This window comes from Catenulispora sp. EB89, assembly GCF_041261445.1.
Lineage (GTDB): Bacteria > Actinomycetota > Actinomycetes > Streptomycetales > Catenulisporaceae > Catenulispora.
In genome coordinates, this window is sequence record NZ_JBGCCU010000049.1 from 1 (window position 1) to 17,261 (window position 17,261).

The 17,261-nt window shown below is 70.9% G+C and carries 13 protein-coding genes; 8 read left to right on the forward strand and 5 right to left on the reverse strand.

The annotated features are described in order from the left end of the window. Positions 1-139 precede the first annotated feature (139 nt). Entirely contained in the window at positions 140-2,011 is a 1,872-nt protein-coding gene (gene ggt / locus ABH920_RS49010; RefSeq protein ID WP_370356593.1) for a gamma-glutamyltransferase, read from the reverse strand. Between the two features lie 205 nt (positions 2,012-2,216). Here ggt and ABH920_RS49015 point away from each other — a divergent pair, with 205 nt between their 5' ends. Beyond that, on the forward strand, positions 2,217-3,161 hold the full coding sequence (locus ABH920_RS49015; protein ID WP_370356595.1) for a DMT family transporter: 945 nt from the start codon (positions 2,217-2,219) through the stop codon (positions 3,159-3,161). A 93-nt stretch (positions 3,162-3,254) separates the two neighbouring features. On the opposite strand, the gene ABH920_RS49020 is transcribed toward ABH920_RS49015, so the two are convergent. Next, on the reverse strand, positions 3,255-4,010 hold the full coding sequence (locus ABH920_RS49020) for an SDR family NAD(P)-dependent oxidoreductase (protein ID WP_370356597.1): 756 nt from the start codon (positions 4,008-4,010) through the stop codon (positions 3,255-3,257). Positions 4,011-4,130: 120 nt separating this feature from the next. Between ABH920_RS49020 and ABH920_RS49025 the strand changes: the two genes are divergently transcribed. The 4 genes from ABH920_RS49025 (at position 4,131) to ABH920_RS49040 (ending at position 9,332) form a co-directional block, all read left to right on the forward strand. Beyond that, a complete protein-coding gene (locus ABH920_RS49025; RefSeq protein ID WP_370356599.1) occupies positions 4,131-5,855 on the forward strand; it encodes a bifunctional 3'-5' exonuclease/DNA polymerase in 1,725 nt (574 codons plus the stop codon). 60 nt (positions 5,856-5,915) lie between these two features. Next, entirely contained in the window at positions 5,916-6,461 is a 546-nt protein-coding gene (idi, locus tag ABH920_RS49030) for an isopentenyl-diphosphate Delta-isomerase (protein ID WP_370356601.1), read from the forward strand. 152 nt (positions 6,462-6,613) lie between these two features. Then, positions 6,614-7,612, forward strand: coding sequence for a hypothetical protein (locus ABH920_RS49035; protein WP_370356603.1), 999 nt, complete (start codon positions 6,614-6,616; stop codon positions 7,610-7,612). A 172-nt stretch (positions 7,613-7,784) separates the two neighbouring features. Then, entirely contained in the window at positions 7,785-9,332 is a 1,548-nt protein-coding gene (locus ABH920_RS49040; RefSeq protein ID WP_370356605.1) for an amino acid permease, read from the forward strand. Positions 9,333-9,418: 86 nt separating this feature from the next. Here ABH920_RS49040 and ABH920_RS49045 read toward each other — a convergent pair whose 3' ends face one another. From ABH920_RS49045 to ABH920_RS49055, 3 genes are all read right to left on the reverse strand, one after another. Continuing rightward, positions 9,419-10,177: a DUF4239 domain-containing protein gene (locus ABH920_RS49045; RefSeq protein ID WP_370356607.1), complete on the reverse strand. Its 759-nt coding sequence runs from the start codon at positions 10,175-10,177 to the stop codon at positions 9,419-9,421. Positions 10,178-10,660: 483 nt separating this feature from the next. Beyond that, positions 10,661-11,746, reverse strand: coding sequence for a polyprenyl synthetase family protein (locus tag ABH920_RS49050; protein ID WP_370356653.1), 1,086 nt, complete (start codon positions 11,744-11,746; stop codon positions 10,661-10,663). 136 nt (positions 11,747-11,882) lie between these two features. Further along, positions 11,883-13,334: a family 2B encapsulin nanocompartment shell protein gene (locus ABH920_RS49055; protein ID WP_370356610.1), complete on the reverse strand. Its 1,452-nt coding sequence runs from the start codon at positions 13,332-13,334 to the stop codon at positions 11,883-11,885. Between the two features lie 163 nt (positions 13,335-13,497). Between ABH920_RS49055 and ABH920_RS49060 the strand changes: the two genes are divergently transcribed. The 3 genes from ABH920_RS49060 to ABH920_RS49070 are packed head-to-tail and all read left to right on the forward strand — an operon-like array spanning position 13,498 to position 17,259. Next, positions 13,498-14,712: an NAD(P)/FAD-dependent oxidoreductase gene (locus ABH920_RS49060; RefSeq protein WP_370356612.1), complete on the forward strand. Its 1,215-nt coding sequence runs from the start codon at positions 13,498-13,500 to the stop codon at positions 14,710-14,712. After that, positions 14,709-15,032, forward strand: a complete 324-nt coding sequence (locus tag ABH920_RS49065; RefSeq protein ID WP_370356614.1) for a (2Fe-2S)-binding protein — start codon at positions 14,709-14,711, stop codon at positions 15,030-15,032. Before ABH920_RS49060 ends, ABH920_RS49065 begins: the two co-directional genes overlap by 4 nt. Continuing rightward, positions 15,025-17,259, forward strand: a complete 2,235-nt coding sequence (locus ABH920_RS49070; protein WP_370356616.1) for an FAD-dependent oxidoreductase — start codon at positions 15,025-15,027, stop codon at positions 17,257-17,259. Before ABH920_RS49065 ends, ABH920_RS49070 begins: the two co-directional genes overlap by 8 nt. Positions 17,260-17,261 lie beyond the last annotated feature (2 nt).

A 17,261-nucleotide genomic window follows, 5' to 3' on the forward strand; every position in this document is an offset into this window, starting at 1 on the left:
AGACCTCACCTGCTTGTCAGCATCCTGCAACACCAGGGCGCCCGAGCCGTGACGGCTCAGGCGCTCACACCTCACTTTTCAGACACGGCCTAGTAAGGGATATAGCGCTCCTGTCTACCTACAGGCCTTACTACAGTCCCTACCTCACCGGGTGCACGACCGCCGCGGCACCGCCGCCACGCCGAGCCGGCTCCGCCGCGGCCTCGACCGCGCCGTTCGGCAGGAACTCCAGCCCGGTCGCCGCCCCGATCTCCGGCGTCGGCGTCCCTGAGGGCGGCGCGAGCGTGAACGTCTCGCCCAACGCCTCCAGACCGGGGATCTCCGGCAGGTTCAGGAACGCCGGCTCCGCCTGGGTGGAGGAGGCATTGCGCTGCGAGGCACGCGGCGCGGCGATCGCCTGCTCCAGGTTCATGCCCAGGTCCAGCCGGTTGACCAGGATCTGCAACACGGTGGTGATGATCGTCGCCCCGCCCGGGGAGCCGACCGCGATGAACGGCCGGCCGTCCTTCAGGACGATCGTCGGCGACATCGCCGAGCGCGGCCGCTTGAACGCCGCCGGCAGGTTCGGGTCCGGCACGCCCGGGTACAGCGGCGTGAAGTCGAAGTCCGTCATCTCGTTGTTCAGCAGGAAGCCCCGGCCCGGCACGGTCATCGCCGAACCGCCGGTCTGCTCGATGGTCAGGGTGTAGGACACGACGTCGCCCCACTTGTCCGCGGTCACCAGGTGCGTCGTGGACATGCCCTCGGTGTCGGTGTACGAGGTCCCGGTCGGCGCGGTGGACGGGCACTGCGTCCCGCCGGCCGGCGCGAACGGGTTCCCGGGCGCCACCGGCGTGGCCAGCGTGCTGGTCGCGCTGATCAGGCAGGACCGGTCCTTGCCATAGACCTTCGAGGTCAGCTGCTTGGTCGGCACGTCGTTGAAGTTCGCGTCCCCGACCCAGCGGTTGCGGTCCGCGAAGGCGATCTTCGAGGCCTCGTCGTACAGGTGCAGCGCCTGCACCTGGTTGCCGGGGTTCACGTCGAAGTTCGACAGGATGTTGAGAGCCTCCCCGACCGTGGTCCCGCCGGAGGACGGCGGCGCGATCGAGTAGACGTCCAGGCCCTTGTAGTTCACGTGCGTCGGCGCCTGCACCGGGGCGGAGTAGCCGGCGATGTCGGCGGCGGTGAGCTTGCCGGGCCGGAAGTTCATGGTCGGGTTCGGGATCGTCGGCGGGTGCTGGGAGGTGTTCGCGACCTCCTGGCCCAACTCCCCGCCGTAGAACAGGCCGGGGCCGTCCTTGGCCAGCAGCTTGTAGGTGTTCGCCAAATCAGGGTTCTTGAACACCGAGCCCACCGGCGGCGGCGCGCCGTTCGGCAGGAACAGCTGCGCCGTCGGCGCGATCTGTGAGAACCGGGCCTGGTTCATCGCGGTGAAGGAGTTGAACGTCGGATCGACGACGAAGCCCTTGGAGGCGATGTCGATGCCGCCCTGCAACGCCTTCTTCAACGATATGGTGCCCCAGTCGTTCAGCGCCGTCGTCCAGGTCTTCAACGTGCCCGGCACGCCGACCGACAGGCCGGAGTTGACCGCGTCGGTGAACGACAGCGGCTGGCCGGTGTTCGGGTCGATGAACCAGTTCGTGTTCATCGCCGCCGGACCGGACTCGCGGCCGTCGATCGTGGAGACCTTGTGCGTGCGGGCGTTGTAGTACACGAAGAAGCCGCCGCCGCCGATACCGGCCGAGTACGGCTCCACGACGCCCAGCGCCGCCGCCGTGGCCACCGCCGCGTCCACGGCGTTGCCGCCGTGCTTGAGCACGTCCAGGCCGGCCTGCGTGGCGTACGGGCTGACGCTGGCCACCGCGCCGCCGTAGCCGGTGGCCACCGGGTCGCGGGGCGGCTGGGCGGCGCCCGGGCCGGCGGCGGGGGCGGCGCGCGCCGCGGTCAGGGTGCCGGTCAGGGCGAGCGCCGTGGCCAGGGCGGCGACGGTCGCGGCGGGTCTGCGTCTCGGGGTGCGTCTCGGGGCGGACATGGGTTGCCTCCACGTGATCGGTCCGGTGCTCCGTGCAGGGTTTCCACTTTGGCAGAGGCCTCATTTCCTGGAAAGCGCCCATGGAATATGCTCAGGCGCCCCGCGGCTGTTACCGGGGATGGCCGGACCGGCCGCGACCGGGGGTTTCGCAGGGCGGCCCGGCTGGTCGGGTGTGATTCGATTTCCTCGCCTTGAGGGGGCTCGCGTGTCGAAACGGGGATGGCTGCTGTTCGCGGCCATGTCGGTGATCTGGGGTATCCCGTACCTGCTGATCAAGGTGGCGCTGGAGGGGATGCCGGCGCCGTTCATCGTGTTCGCGCGGACCGCGATCGGCGCGGCGGTGCTGCTGCCGGTGGCCTGGAAGCGCGGGATGGTGCGGCCGGCGCTGAAGCAGTGGCGCTACATCGCGGCGTTCGCGGCGCTGGAGATCGCCGGGCCGTGGCTGCTGCTCGGCGACGCCGAGCAGCACATGACCTCCTCGCTGGCCGGGCTGCTGATCGCGGCCGTGCCGTTCTTCGTCGCGCTGATCATGTGGCGCCTCGGGGACCGCTCGGCGGTGTCCGGGACCCGGCTGGCCGGGCTGTTCATCGGGATGGCCGGGGTCGTGGCGATCGTCGGGCTGAACATCGGCCAGGTCCAGGTGGGCCGGATGCTGGAGGTGATCGCCGTGGCCGTCGGCTACGCGATCGCGCCGATCATCGCCGACCGCAAGCTGGTCGGCGTCCCGACGCTGGCGACCATCACGCTGTCGCTGACCGGCGTGGCGTTGCTGTACCTGCCGATCGCGGCCTTCAGCCACCCCGCCCACATGCCCAAGGCCAACTCCCTGGCCGCGGTGGTCGCCCTCGGCCTGGTCTGCACGGCCGCGGCGTTCCTGCTGTTCTTCGCGCTGATCGGCGAGGTCGGACCGGCCAAGTCGTCGATGATCACCTTTGTGAACCCGGCGGTCGCGGTGGCCGGCGGGGTGGTGTTCCTCGGCGAGACCATCAAGGCCGGCATCATCGTCGGGGCGCCGCTGGTGCTGATCGGCCTGATCCTGTCGACGCTGCGCAAGGGGGACGCCGGCGCACCGATGGAGACGGCATCGGCCGCGGTTCCGGCAAAGGCTTCCGTGGCCGAGGACTGCGGCCCCGAGGCGGCCATCGCCTGAGTCCGCCGACGACTTCGCGAGGCGTGAGACCGCGAGGCGTGAGATCGCGAAGCGCCCCGGCCGTGAAGGCCGGGGCGCCTTTTCGCGTGTTCCCTACTCCGTGACCCGATGCACCTTGTGCTGCGCCGCCTGCGCCCGCGGCCGCACGACCATCAGGTCCACGTTCACGTGCGGCGGCCGCGTCACCGACCACACGATGCAGTCCGCGACGTCCTCGGCGACCAGCGGACCCGGGACGCCGGCGTAGACCGAGGCGGCCTTGTCCGCGTCGCCGCCGAACCGCTTGAGCGAGAACTCGTCGGTCATCACCATGCCCGGCGCGATCTCGATGATCCGGACCGGCTGGTCGAAGACCTCCAGGCGCAGCGTCGCGGTCATGGCGTGCATCGCGTGCTTGGACGCCGCGTAGCCCGCGCCGCCCTCGTAGGCGACGTGCGCGGCGGTCGAGGTGAGCATCACCACGGTCCCGGCGCCGGAAGCGATCAACTTCGGCAGCAGCGCCTGCGTGAAGTTCAGGGCGCCCAGGACGTTGGTCTCGAACATCGCGCGCCAGTCGCCGGGATCCGCCGCCGACACCGGGTCAGTGCCGATCGCACCGCCGGCGTTGTTCACCAGAACGTCACACGACTCCAGCCCGGCCGCGAAGGCCTTGATGGCCTCGACATCGGTCACGTCCAGCGCCACCGCCTCGGCGACGCCGCCGACCTCGGCGATCTCCGCGGCCAACGCCTCCAGGCGCTCCTTGCGGCGGGCCACGAGCACCACCCGGAATCCCTCGGCGGCCAGCTGGCGGGCGGTGGCGGCGCCGATGCCGCTGCTGGCTCCGGTGACGACGGCGGTCTTGGTCATGGCGGATCCTTATCGGTCTGTCAGTATCGGTCTGTCAGCGTCGGTCTGTTCACGGCCGGCCGGCGCGTGTCGCCGCCGGTCAGTGTCGTCGTTGTCAGTGCTGTCGCAGACAATGATCGGATGCAGATCGCCGCGACCTACGACCCCGAGGGTTTCAGGGATCGAGGCTTCGTTCAAGCGATCACCGACACCGGCGGCCCGGCCGGGCCGGCGCGCGCCGTCGCGGACCTGGAAGCCGAGGTCAGGGCACTGGAAGCGGCCTCGTCCCCGGACCGGCCGGGCCATCCGCGCTGGATCTGGCCGGCCAGCGCCGACCTCGTCCCGGCCCTGCTGCGCCGCGGCGTGCGCGTCGACCGCTGCCACGACCTGGCCCTCACCGAGGCCCTGCTGCTGGCCTACGAGGGCCACTGCGGCGAGCCGCGCTCCCTGGGCGCGGCCTGGGCCCGGCTGCACGGCCTGCCGGTCCCCGAGGACCGCGCCGAGGGCACCATGGCCGCCCCGACCGACAGCCCGACGACCCAGCCGGCGCTGTTCGAACCGGACCGCTCCGGCCTGTCCTCCGACGTCGACCCGCTGCGCGCGGTCCGCGAGGTCTACGCCGACCAGCTCCGACGGATTTCGGCCACCGCGAACCCCGGCGCGTTCCGGCTCCTGGTGGCCGCCGAATCCGCGGCCTCGCTCGCGGCCGCCGAAATGGCGCACCACGGCCTGCCCTGGCGCGTCGACGTGCACAGCACGATCCTGGAGGAGGTCCTGGGCCCGCGTCCGCTGGACGGCTCGCCGCCCCGGGAGATGGTCGCCGCGGCGGCCCGGCTCGCCGAGGCCCTGGGCGTCCGGGCCCTGAATCCGGACTCCGCGCCGCAGGTGACCAGGGCCTTCTCCGAGGCCGGGGTGAAGCTGCCCTCGCTGCGCCGCTGGGAGCTCGAGGAGATCGACCACCCGGCGATCCCGCTGCTGTTGAAGTACAAAGAGCTCTCGCGGCTGTACTCGTTCAACGGCTGGACCTGGCGCGACACCTGGGTCGTGGACGGCCGCTTCCGGCCGGAGTACTCCGTCGGCGGCGTCGTCACCGGACGCTGGGCGGCGCGCGGCGGCGGTGCGCTGCAGATCGCGCGGCGGCTGCGCAAAGCGGTCATCGCCGACCCCGGCTGGGTGTTCGTGGCCGCCGACGCCGCGCAGCTGGAGCCGCGCATCCTGGCTGCGATGGCGCAGGATCCGGGCATGGCCGAGGCGACGCAGAGCGATGACATGTACGCGGCCCTGGCCGGCGTCTTCGAGGGCTCCCGCGACCAGGCCAAGCTCGGGCTGCTGGGCGCCATGTACGGGCAGACCGGCGGCGGCGCGGCCGAACCGCTGGCCCTGATGCGCCGCCGCTTCCCCAAGGCCACCGCGCTGCTGGACGACGCCGCCCGCGAGGGCGAGCGCGGACGCCTGGTCCGATCCCAGCTCGGCCGCACCTGCCCGCCGCCCTCGGAGCGCTGGCAGAGCGCGATCGCCGGGGACGCCGAGGCCGACGCCTCCGACGACAGCAACCGCCGCTCCGGCCAGGTGGCGCGGGCCCGGGGCCGGTTCACCCGCAACTTCGTCATTCAAGCCACCGCCGCCGAGTGGGCCGAGGTGCTGCTGGCGCTGCTCCGGCAGCGGCTGCGCGTGCTGGAGGGCCCGCAGCTGGTGTTCTTCCAGCACGACGAGGTGCTGGTGCACGCCCCGCGCGAGCACGCGTCGGCGGTGGCCGAGATGATCAGTGAGTGCGCCACCGATGCCGGACGGCTGGTTTTCGGTCCTACACCGGTCCGTTTTCCTATGAGCGTTCACTCTGTGGAGTGTTACGGTGACGCCAAATAGTGCACAACCGGCGACAAGGCGGTCTTAGCGCAGGCAAGCTCGGATGATGTGGATACCAATGTGGAAGTCGAAGAAGTAGTCCTCCTCTCCGAGGACGGGACCCCCATCGGCACCGCCCCCAAGGCCACGGTGCACACCGCGAACACGCCGCTGCACCTGGCGTTCTCCTGCTATGTCTTCGACGACCAGCACCGGCTGCTGCTGACCCGGCGCGCCGATTCGAAGAAGACCTGGCCCGGGGTGTGGACGAACTCCGCGTGCGGCCATCCCGGTCCGGGGGAGTCGATCGAGGACGCCGTGCGGCGGCGACTCGCCAGTGAACTGGGGCTGAACATTCCCGCGGTCTGGCCGATCCTGCCGGACTTTCGTTACCGCGCGGTAATGCCGAACGGCATCGTGGAGAACGAGATCTGCCCGGTGTTCCGGGGCGCCGTCGCGACCGGAATTACGCCGTCGCCAGACCCCGACGAAGTAGGCGAATACCGCTGGATTCCGTGGGCGGATTTCAGTAATCAAGTACTTTCCGGTGCCTTCGAGGTGTCGCCTTGGTGCCGTCTTCAAGTCGAGCAGTTGGCGGCCCGGGATTTCGGCAGCTGGATGTATTGATCTTGCCGGTGATCATGTGATCACACAGGGGCTTGTTCGACACCTGTGATGTCGGGCATCATTGCGCGGTGCCCGATCCCTTTACGTGGTCTTGGGAATTGCTTGACCACGACCATCTGCCGGACCCCCCGCCGGCTGCCGCCTGAGCCCCTATGAGCCCCCACGACTTCAAACCCGTGATGCACCCCGCCGGATTCGACGAGCCGCTGGCCAGGATCCTCGGCGAGGTCCGCACGGGTCATTGGTTCTCCATGGCCGAGCTTCTGGCGGCCTCCGGCGGCGACCGCCGGCTGCGATGCACGCGCATCGCGCTGCTGGCCCAGGTCGCCGCCGCCTCCAACGCGGTCGACGAGTGGGTCGCCGAGCGGCCCTACGACCCCGACGCGGTCGCGATGGCCGCGCGGGTGGCGGTCGAGCGGGCCTGCAAGGCCGTGGGCAACAACATGGCCCAGGCGCAGTCGCTGGGCCGCCGCGCGGCCGAGCTGTGCGCCGAGGCCGCGGCGATGGACCCGGGCGACCCGGTGCCCTATCTGGGCCGGCTGGCCCTGGCCGCCGGGTTCGGCGAGCGCATCGAGGGCCCGGACTCCTGCCCGGTTCCGGGCCCCTGGCACGCTTTCCGCGACCTGTGGCGCATCGACCCGGCCAACCGCGAGGGCTGCCACCGGATGCTCAGTGCGGTCGGCGGCGGCACCGGTCCCAGCCCGGCCGCCGCGCAGCTGTTCGCCTCCAGCATCGTCAGCAGCGTCGGTCTGAGCAGCCTGTCGCCGCTGCAACTGCTGCCGCTGTACGCGCTGGTCATCGCCTACGAGTACCGCAAGGCGCAGAACGACGGCCTGGCGCACCTGCTGTGGACCACGGACGCGGCGCGCACCGAGATGGCCCGCGGCTGGAACTGGTTCACCAGCACCGGCAAGGACGACTGGCTGGTCGTGGACCTGTCGCACCTGGCGCACGCCCTGGTGGTCGGAGGACGCTCCGATCTGGCCGCGGACGTGTTCGACGCGCTGGGTCCCTACGGCTCGAACAAGCCGTGGTCAGTGGTTTCGGCGACGGGGGACGCCGTGGAGGAGTTCGTACGGGCCAGGACCACCGCGCTGTCGGCAGCAGCGCGGCGCTCCAACCCGTCCGGGCGGCAGCGCGCGGGCCCCTAGCCGGCGAAACTGCCTTTTTGCACCATCTCAGGGGACAGATTCCTCAACGAAATCCGAACCCGAACCCAGAAGTAGCACCATCGCAGTCGCACCATCGCAAAGAGCTCATTCGCACCATCGCAAAAGCACAACCGTCCCCTGTTGGGTCCCGAAGGGAAAACGGAACAAGAGCATGTCGATGACTGAAAGCTCAGAAAACGCCGCTTGGAGCGAAGCGGACGCCGCGGACGCCGCGCAGTTGCGCGCGATCGGCTACGAACCAGTGTTGTCCCGCAAGATGTCCGGATTCGGCAACTTCGCGATCAGCTTCTCCATCATCTCCATCCTGTCCGGCTGTATGACCCTGTTCGGCTTCGGCATGGCCACCGGCGGCCCGGCCGTCATGGTCTGGGGCTGGATCGGCGTCACCCTCGCCGTTCTGCTCATCGGCCTGAGCCTGGCCGAGGTCACCAGCGTCTACCCGACTTCCGGGGCGCTGTTCTTCATGGCCCACCGCCTCGGCGGCAAGGGCTGGGGCTGGATCACCGGCTGGCTGAACATGCTCGGCCTGTTCGGCGTCATAGCCGGCATCGACTACGGCGCCGCGGAGTTCATCGGCGCCTTCACCGGTATGGCGTTCGGCTGGACGCCGGACAAGTACGGGCTGATCGCCATCTTCGCCGGCGTGCTGCTGCTGCACGGTGTGCTGAACACCTTCGGCGTGCGGGTGCTGGACCTGTTCAACCGGGTCAGCGTCTGGTGGCACCTGCTGGGCGTGGCGTTCATCGTGGCGGTGCTGTTCCTCGTCCCGGCCCACCACCAGAGCGCCAGCTTCGTGTTCACGCACTACGCGAACGCCACCGGCTTCAAGAGCGCGATCTACGTCAGCGCCATCGGCCTGCTGCTCACCGGCTACACCCTGACCGGCTACGACGCCTCGGCGCACATGTCCGAGGAGACCTCCCAGGCCTCGACGCTGGCGCCGAAGGGCATCGTCCGGTCCATCTGGGTCTCCGGTATCGCCGGCCTGGTCCTGATCGTCGCCTTCCTGTTCTCCATCCAGGGCGGCTCCGACCAGTACGCCACCGAGTCGGCCGGCTCCGGCTACGGCGGCGCGGTGACGGCACCGTCGCTGATCATGATCGACGCCCTCGGCCAGCACTGGGCCGAGATCCTGACCCTGGTCATCATCGTCGCGCAGCTGTGCTGCGGCCTGGCCGCCATCGGCTCCGCCGCGCGCATGGTCTTCGCCTTCTCCCGGGACGGCGCCCTGCCCGGCTCGCCGACCTGGCGCAAGGTCAACCGCTCGGCGGTCCCGACCAACGCCATGTGGCTCGTGGTCGTGGTGGCGTTCCTGCTGACGTTGCCCTCGCTGTGGACGATCCAGGCCTACGGCGCGGTGACGGCCATCGCCTCGATCGGCTTGGCCCCGGCGTACGTCATCCCCGGGTTCCTGCGTGCCAGGCAGGGCAAGAACTTCAAGAAGGGCGCCTGGAACCTGGGCAAGTGGGGTCCGCTGGTCGGCTACACCGCCTCGGTGTGGGTGGTGATCGAGGTCGTGCTGTTCTGCCTGCCCCAGGCCTCGCCCATCACCGCGCTCACGTTCAACTACGCGCCGATCGCGCTGGTCGGAGCACTGCTCCTGTCCGGGATCTGGTGGCTGGCCCGCGGCCGGGCCAGTTACGCGCCGCCGGCCGGCGCGGTGGAGGCCGAGCAGTTCGCGGACCTGGACGTCATCTGAGGTCTGATTCGCTGCACCTTGCTCGTCGGCACCATGTGGCGCGCCCCGGTTTCCGGGGCGCGCTTGCTTTGCCCCTATTGCCGATCTCAGCGTGGAGTCGGCAGTCGGGCGAGGAACACCTGGAACGCCGTGGGATCGACCTTCATGGTCCCGGAGTACGGGTAACTCATCTCCCTGACGACAACTAGCGACACCACCACCAATGCCGCCAGCGTCATCACCATCACGGTGTGTGCGAAGGAACTGGACAGGCCGAACAGGAACGTGAAGGCGATCGTCACCAGCGCGCTGCCGATGAGGATCGCCCACAGCAACGGTGGCAGCGACTCCTCGGTCTGGTTCAGGCGCTCTCTTCGCTGCTCGGCCATCGACTCCACATGCGTGAGCGCGTGGTCGTAGAGCACCTGCTGCGAGATGTCGGTCGGATGGAAGGCGAACACGCTGTCCCGGATCTGGTAGACCAGATTCGTGGCCTTCGGGCTGGTCTCGTGCTTGGCCAGCAGCGGCCACTCGTCGTCGATGACGGTGTGCGCGTAATCCAGCGTCTCGTGCTCCAACTGCGAACCCAGCGGCAGCGGCATCTGACGGGAGATCCAGTAGATGCCCGCGAGCTCGTTGGCTTCCTTGAACGTGGTCTGGTGCGCGGTGTCGTTGTTCGTCCACAGCGCCACCACGACGAACGCCAGCGGCACCGCGAACACCACGGAGACCGTGGCGAAGATGAAGCCGGCGACGTCGTTGTGCGGCTCGCGCCGGTGGTGCGGGATGAAGCGCTCGAACAGGCGCAGGGTGATGAAGGTCAGGATGAGGACGGCGACGATGATGCCGTAGTCCTTGGCGGTCATGACGACCTCCCGGTGCGGTTCTTGTGCGGTGTGGTGCTTGTGCGATGCGGTGCTGTGCGGGTGGTGCTGGGGTGGCGCCGTTCTTCGGGGGCTGCCTCGGCCACGAGGTACCTCGATGCCGATATACCTCGGAGTCGAGGTATATCGAATCGAGGTTCCTCCGGGGCAGCTCGGTCGCGAGATACCTCGACGCCGATATACCTCGGCCGCGAGGTATATCGAATCGAGGCTTCTCCGGGGCAGCTCGGCCGCGTGGTACCTCGCCGATATACCTCGGGATCGAGGTATATCGAAACGAGGTTCCTCCTCCAGGGCAGCTCAGCCGCGATGCACCTCGACGCCGATATACCTCGGAGTCGAGGTATATCGAAACGATGTACCTCGAAGCGATATACCTCGCGACCGAGGTACCTCGGGTTCGATGTACCTCGGTCGCGAGGTACCAGGTGGTTGGTGGTCGCGGTCTGCGGTTGCGCTGTCGTCCTAACTCGTCCGCCGCGTGATCAGCTCGGCGATCGCGTGCAGATCATGCACCGCCGCCTGCTCGACCCCCGGCGCCCGCCGCAGGTGCGCGTGCGCCGTCGCGATCCGCGCCGTGGCCTCCGTCGCGGCCCACGCCCTGCCTCCGGCGCGCTCCACGGCCTCGGTCGCCCGCCGCACCTCGTGCTCGGTGAAGTCCCGTCCGAGCGCGTACAACCGCGCCAGCTCCCCGGCCGCGGCCGACCGCGCCGACAACGCGGCCACCACCGGCAGCGACTTCTTCCGTGCACTGAGATCCGAGCCCACCGGCTTCCCGGTGACCGCCGGATCGCCCCAAATGCCGAGCAGGTCGTCGGTCAGCTGGAACGCCATCCCGATCTCCCGCCCGAACAGGTCCAGCGCGGCCACGGCCAGCGGATCGGCCCGTACCGCCAGTGCCCCGAGCGCGCACGCGCAACCGAGCAGCGCCCCGGTCTTCTTGCCGGCCATCGTCAGGCACTCGTCGAGCGTCACGTCGTCGCGCTCCTCGAAGGCACAGTCCTCGAACTGGCCGTCGCAGATCTCGATGACGCACTCCGCCAGCCGGCTCGCCGCCTCGCCCCCGACCAGGCGCAGCGCCAGCGCCAGCATCGCGTCGCCGGCCAGGATCGCGTTCTCGGCACCGAACACGGTCCAGGCGGTCGGGCGGTGCCGGCGGGTGTGGTCGCGGTCTATGACGTCGTCGTGCAGGAGGGTGAAGTTGTGGGCCAGCTCGATGGCGGCGGCCGAGGCCAGGACCGTCGGATCGGTGGCCGCCGCGAGGCCGCTGCCGACGCCGTTGCCCACGCCACCGCCCGCAACGCCCGCAACGCCCCCGACGCCCCCGACGGCCGAGGCGGCAGTGGCGGCGGCCAACACCAGCCCCGGCCGCAGCAGCTTGCCCCCGATACCGCCGAGAGCGGCACCGTCGGCGTCCTCCCACCCGAGGTGGTACGCCGCGATCGAACGCAGCCGCCCCGGCAGCGTGTCGACAGCCGCGCGCAACACCGGCTCGACGGCCTCCCGCGTCCGCCGCAACGTCGCCTCGGCCGTCCGGCCCGCGTCGACCATCGTGTTCGCATCGATCGTCCTCGCGCGTCGCGCCGGATCGTCGCCTATATCAGGCTGCGAAGACTCCTCCGCCGTCTGCCCGGCCCCGGCCGGCCCGCCGCCCCCGACCGGCCAGGCCGTCCCGGCCGCCAGCGGCTCAGCCACGGGGTCGCGCGATCTCGACGTTCTCCAGCACGCCGAGCGCGTCCGGCACCAGCACCGCCGCCGAGTAGTACGCGCTCACCAGATAAGAGGTGATGGCCTTCTCGTCGACGCCCATGAACCGCACCGACAATCCCGGCTGGTACTCGTCCGGGAGCCCGGTCTGATGCAGCCCGACCACGCCTTGCTCGGCCTCGCCGACCCGCAGCGCCAGGATCGAGGTGGTGTGGCCGTCCACCACCGGGATCTTCGGCACCGGCAGCACCGGCACGCCGCGCCAGGACGGCACCTGCGTCCCCAGCAGGTCCACGGTCCCCGGGTAGATCCCGCGCTTGGTGCACTCCCGGCCGAACGCGGCGATCGCCTTCGGGTGCGCCAGCAGGAAGTTGGTGTCGCGGCGCAGCGAGAGCAGCTCGTCCAGGTCGTCCGGGGTCGGCGGCCCGGAGTGGGTGTGCACGCGCTGCTCGAAGTCGGCGTTGTGCAGCAACCCGAAGCTGCGGTTGTTGACCAGCTCGTCCTCCTGCCGCTCGCGCACCGCCTCGACGGTCAGCCGCAGCTGCTGGTCCAGCTGGCTCATCGGCTTGTTGTAGAGGTCTGCGACACGGGTGTGGATCCGCAGCACGGTCTGCGCCACCGACAGCTCGTACTCGCGCGGCTTGAGTTCGTAGTCGGCGAACGTGCCCGGCAGCTCGGCCTCGCCCTCGTGCCCGGCGGCCAGCGCGATCTCGGCCTCGCCGTGCGCGTTCTGCGCCTTGGCGCGGGTGGTGCGGTGCGCGGCCAGGTGCGACCGCAGCGTCTGCGACCGGTCGATCAGGGCCCTGATCTCCGAGGCCGGCACGGACAGCGCGATGACCGGGGTCACGGCGCGCGCCGTGGTCTTCCAACGCGGCGCGTGGCCGTTCGTCGCGGCACCGCCGGAGGCCGTGGTGTGGAACACCTCGTCGCCCAGGTGGTCGCCGTCGGCGAGGTGGCCGTGCACGGCATGGTCGCCGTACTTGCCCTGGCCGGCCAGGTCCACCTTGCCGTGCGCGATCAGCCACAGGGTGTCCACCGGCGTCCCGGCCTCGGCCAGCGTCTCCCCGGCCCGGAACTCGCGGGCCGCGAACCGCGCGGCCAGTTCGGTCAGCAACGCCTCGTCGGCGAAGCCGCGCAGCGGCGGCAGCTCGGTCAGGGTCGGGGCCAGCACCGTCACGTCATCGTCGCCGGCCTGGCTGAAGGCCACCCGGCCGCGCCCGACGGCGTGGCTCAGGCGGCGGTTCACGCGGTAGGCGCCGCCGGAGGCCTCGACCCACGGCAGGACGCGCAAAAGCCAGCGTGAAGTGATGCCTTGCATCTGTGGCGGCGTCTTGGTCGTGGTGGCCAGGTTCCGCGCCGCCGCGGTGTCCAGACTCAGTTGACCGCCCTCTGCAGCGGACTCGGGTGCCGCCGCGCTCTGATCGACCGTCATCGTTCCCCCTCCAAAGCTCATGGATGCTCTCGCCCTCTCATCGTGGGACCGATGTCGGGGTCGGTCTATTACCGCAATGGGTGACAAACGCAGGACGATTCACGAGTGGTCGCGCATTTCCAGGCTGCTGGCGGCTAGCCGGAGCATGTGACATAGTACTGGCGTGAGCCCAGCCGCGAGTGGATCCCCGACGCCCGACGTCGTCGTGATCGGCGCCGGCATGATCGGCGCCGCCTGCGCGTACTACGCGGCGCGCGCCGGCTTCGCGGTCACCGTCCTCGACAGCGGCCCGGTCGCCGGCGGCACCTCCGGCGCGGGCGAGGGGAACCTGCTGGTCTCGGACAAGGAACCGGGGCCGGAGCTGGACCTGGCGATGCGCTCGCAGGAGCTGTGGCGGACTCTGGCCGCCGAGGACGACGGCGCGTTCGGCACCTTCGGCGCGAGCTTCGAGTACGAGGCCAAGGGTGGCCTGGTCGTCGCCTTCACGGCAGCCGATTTCGAGGCGCTGCAAGGCTTTGCGGCCACGCAGTTAGCTTCGGGCGTAGTTGCCGAGCACGTGCCCGGCGACCACTTAGCCGAATACGAGCCCTACATCGCCCCGGGCCTGGCCGGCGGCTTCTGGTATCCGCAGGACGCGCAGGTGATGCCCGCGCTGGCCACGGCCCGACTGCTGAAGGCCTCGGGCGCGCGGCTACGTCTGGGTAGTGCGGTGACGGGGCTGTCGGTGTCGTCCGGCGGTGCGGTGCGCGGGGTGCGCACGACGTCGGGGGAGATCCCGGCGCGCTTCGTGGTGAACGCCGCCGGTTTCGGCGCGTCCGCGATCGCGGCGATGGCCGGCTCGACGCTGCCGGTTCAGCCGCGGCGTGGGTTCGTACTGGTGACCGAGCCGCTGCCGGCGATGGTGCGGCACAAGGTGTACTCGGCCGCGTACGTCGCCGACGTTTCGAGTTCTGATGCGGCGTTGCAGTCCTCCGCGGTCGTCGAGGGGACGCCGTCGGGCCCGGTGCTGATCGGCGCGAGCCGCGAGCGCGTCGGACTGGACCGCACGCCCTCGTACGAGGCGCTGGGACGGCTGGCGGCTCAGGGGGCTGAGTTGTTCCCGTTCCTGGCCGACGTGAAGGTGCAGCGGTACTACTGCGGGTTCCGGCCCTACCTGCCGGACCACCTGCCCGCGATCGGCCCGGACGCCACCGTCTCAGGACTCTTCCACGCCTGCGGCCACGAGGGCGCCGGCATCGGCCTGGCCCCGGCGACCGGAGAGCTGATCGCGGCGCTGCTGGCGGAGGCCGAGCCGGCGGTCGCGGCGGAGCCGTTCAACCCCGCGCGCTTCACACACTCTGGCGACGTGACCGACGGACACCGGGAGGACGCACAGTGAGCGTCGAGTTCACTTTCGACGGCCGCCCGATGACGGCCCAGCCGGGCCAGACCGTCGGCGCGGCGCTGCTGGCCGAGGGCATCCGCTCGTGGCGCACGACGCGCTTCGCCGGGCGGCCGCGCGGGTTGTTCTGCGGGATCGGCGTGTGCTTCGACTGCTTGGTGACGGTGAACGGAGAGCCGAACGTGCGTGCGTGCCTTGCGGTGGTCGCGGAGGGGGATGTGGTGCGGACGCAGGTCGGGGACGGACGCGGCGGCGCGCCGGCCGGTGGCGTCAGTAGCGCCGGTGATGCTGGTGGTTCCGGTGATGAGCATGTCTGAGCGCGACCTCGATCCTGCGGCCCTCGATCCCGCCGCGCTAGATCCGGCTGCCCTCGACCCCGCAGCCGTTGATCCTGCGTTCCTCGATCCTGCTGTCCCCGACCCCGTGGCCCTCGATCCTGCCGCCCTTGATCCCGCAGCCCTTGACCCCGCCGCCCCCGAGGACGTCAGCCTCGGCGACCCCGGCCACCTCGGCACCTTCGACCTGGCCGTCATCGGCGCCGGCCCGGCCGGCATGGCAGCCGCCGCGACTGCGGCCGAGCACGGACTGCGCGTCGCCCTGATCGACGCCGGCCGCCAACTAGGCGGCCAGTACTTCCGCCACCCGGCCCCCGGCCTGACCGCCCCGTGGCTGCCGAAGCTCTACCACGGCTGGCAGCAGTTCGAGCAGCTGGTGACGCGCGTGGAGACGGCCAGCGGCATCGAAGTCCTGTTCGGCCACCAGGTGTGGGCGATCGACCGCCTCACCGACCCCGGATTCAGGGTCCTGACAGACCGCGGCCCGATCGAGGCCCCCTACGTGATCCTGGCGACCGGCGCCTACGAGCGCGTGGTCCCCTTCCCCGGCTGGGACCTCCCCGGCGTCTTCACCGCCGGCGGCGCCCAGGCCCTCCTCAAAGGCAACCTGGTCCTGCCCGGCCGCCGCGTGGTCGTCGCCGGCACCGGCCCCCTGCTCCTGCCGGTGGCCACCGGCCTGGCCACAGCCGGCGCCAAAGTCCTGGGCCTGTACGAAGCGAACAACATCCGCGGCTACGCCAAGAACCCCCTGCCGCTGATCACCAACCCCACCAAGCTCACCGAAGGCCTCGACTACGCCCGCCAACTCACCCGGGCCCGCATCACCGTCCACACCGGCCGCATGATCATCGAAGCCCAAGGCACCGATACCCTCGAAGCGGTGGTAGCCGCCCGCCCCGACGGCACCGACCCCCAGCACATCCCCTGCGACACCCTCGCGATCGGCTACGGCCTAGCCCCCCAAATCGACCTGGCCCTCACCCTCGGCGCAGCCCCCACCCACCTCACCGACGGCACCATCGCCCTCCGCGTGAACACCACCCAGCGCACCACCATCCCCGGCCTCTACGCCGCCGGCGAGACCGCCGGCGTCGCCGGCGCCGAAACCGCCCTCCTAGAAGGCGAGATCGCCGGCCTCGCCGTGGCACAGGCCGCGGCGCGCGCACGACGCGTAGCCGACAGGGCGGCGGGGCTGAGCGTGGACGGCTCCGAGGCGACACCGGGCACTGATACGCCCTCCGCAGCCGAGACGACTCCCGGACCGGCTGCTCCGCCGAGCCCCAGCAGCGATGCCGAACCGTCGCGCGCCGAACCCAAACCCGCCGGCCCGATTGCGAGCCGCATGCTCGGAAGCGCCCGCGCCCAGCTGACTCGCCGCGTGTCGCCGAACCCTGACACGTCAGCGACGGCTGCCAGCAACCCGCCTGCCGCTACCGGCCTGCCCACCGCTGGCCTGCGCGCTGCCGCTGCCGATCCGCCTGCCGCTACCGGCCTGCCCGCCGCTGGCCTGCGCGCTGCCACCGGTCCACCTGCCGCTACCGGCCTGCCCGCCGCCGGCCTGCGCGCTGCCGCCAACGCGCCCGCCGAGCCCAAGCCCGCCGGCGGCCCGCTCACCAGTGCCCGCGCTCGGTTCTCCCGTCGCTCCTCATCGAGCCCTGAGACTGCCGCCGCCTCCTCCAGCCTGCCTGTCGAAGCCAAACCCGCCCGCGGCGGCCCGCTCTCCGCAGCCCGAGCCCGCGTCGCACGCCGCAACAGCCCCGCCCCGGAGGCCCCGGCTGCCGAGTCGACCACCGCGACCCCACCCCCGAACCTCCCCACCCTCCTCCGTCGCCGGGCCCGCCAACGCGCCCTCGCCGACCTCCTCCGTGCCCGCCACCCGATCCCGGCCGCTTGGCGCGCGCACCTGGCCGACGACACCGTCGTCTGCCGCTGCGAGGAGGTGACCGCCTCCGCCATCACCGAGGCGGTCACCGACCTCGGCGCCGGCGACGCCCGGACCGTCAAGCTCCTCACCCGCGCCGGCATGGGCTGGTGCCAGGGCCGCGTGTGCGGCTACGCCGTCGCCTGCCTGGCCCGCGCCGACGGGGGTGCCGACGCCGCCGACCCCGCATCCCCCTCCGCCACCGACCTCCTCGCCGCCGCGAAGCGCCCCCTGGCGCGTCCCGTCCCGCTCGGCGTCCTGGCCGAGCAAGACCGAAGGAACAAGTAGCC

Coding starts and splice junctions, on each gene's coding strand:
- ggt (WP_370356593.1), bottom strand. CDS start 2,011: ATGTCCGCCCCGAGACGCACCCCGAGACGCAGACCCGCCGCGACCGTC.
- ABH920_RS49020 (WP_370356597.1), bottom strand. CDS start 4,010: ATGACCAAGACCGCCGTCGTCACCGGAGCCAGCAGCGGCATCGGCGCC.
- ABH920_RS49025 (WP_370356599.1), top strand. CDS start 4,131: ATGCAGATCGCCGCGACCTACGACCCCGAGGGTTTCAGGGATCGAGGC.
- ABH920_RS49035 (WP_370356603.1), top strand. CDS start 6,614: ATGAGCCCCCACGACTTCAAACCCGTGATGCACCCCGCCGGATTCGAC.
- ABH920_RS49040 (WP_370356605.1), top strand. CDS start 7,785: ATGTCGATGACTGAAAGCTCAGAAAACGCCGCTTGGAGCGAAGCGGAC.
- ABH920_RS49045 (WP_370356607.1), bottom strand. CDS start 10,177: ATGACCGCCAAGGACTACGGCATCATCGTCGCCGTCCTCATCCTGACC.
- ABH920_RS49050 (WP_370356653.1), bottom strand. CDS start 11,746: ATGGTCGACGCGGGCCGGACGGCCGAGGCGACGTTGCGGCGGACGCGG.
- ABH920_RS49055 (WP_370356610.1), bottom strand. CDS start 13,334: ATGACGGTCGATCAGAGCGCGGCGGCACCCGAGTCCGCTGCAGAGGGC.
- ABH920_RS49070 (WP_370356616.1), top strand. CDS start 15,025: ATGTCTGAGCGCGACCTCGATCCTGCGGCCCTCGATCCCGCCGCGCTA.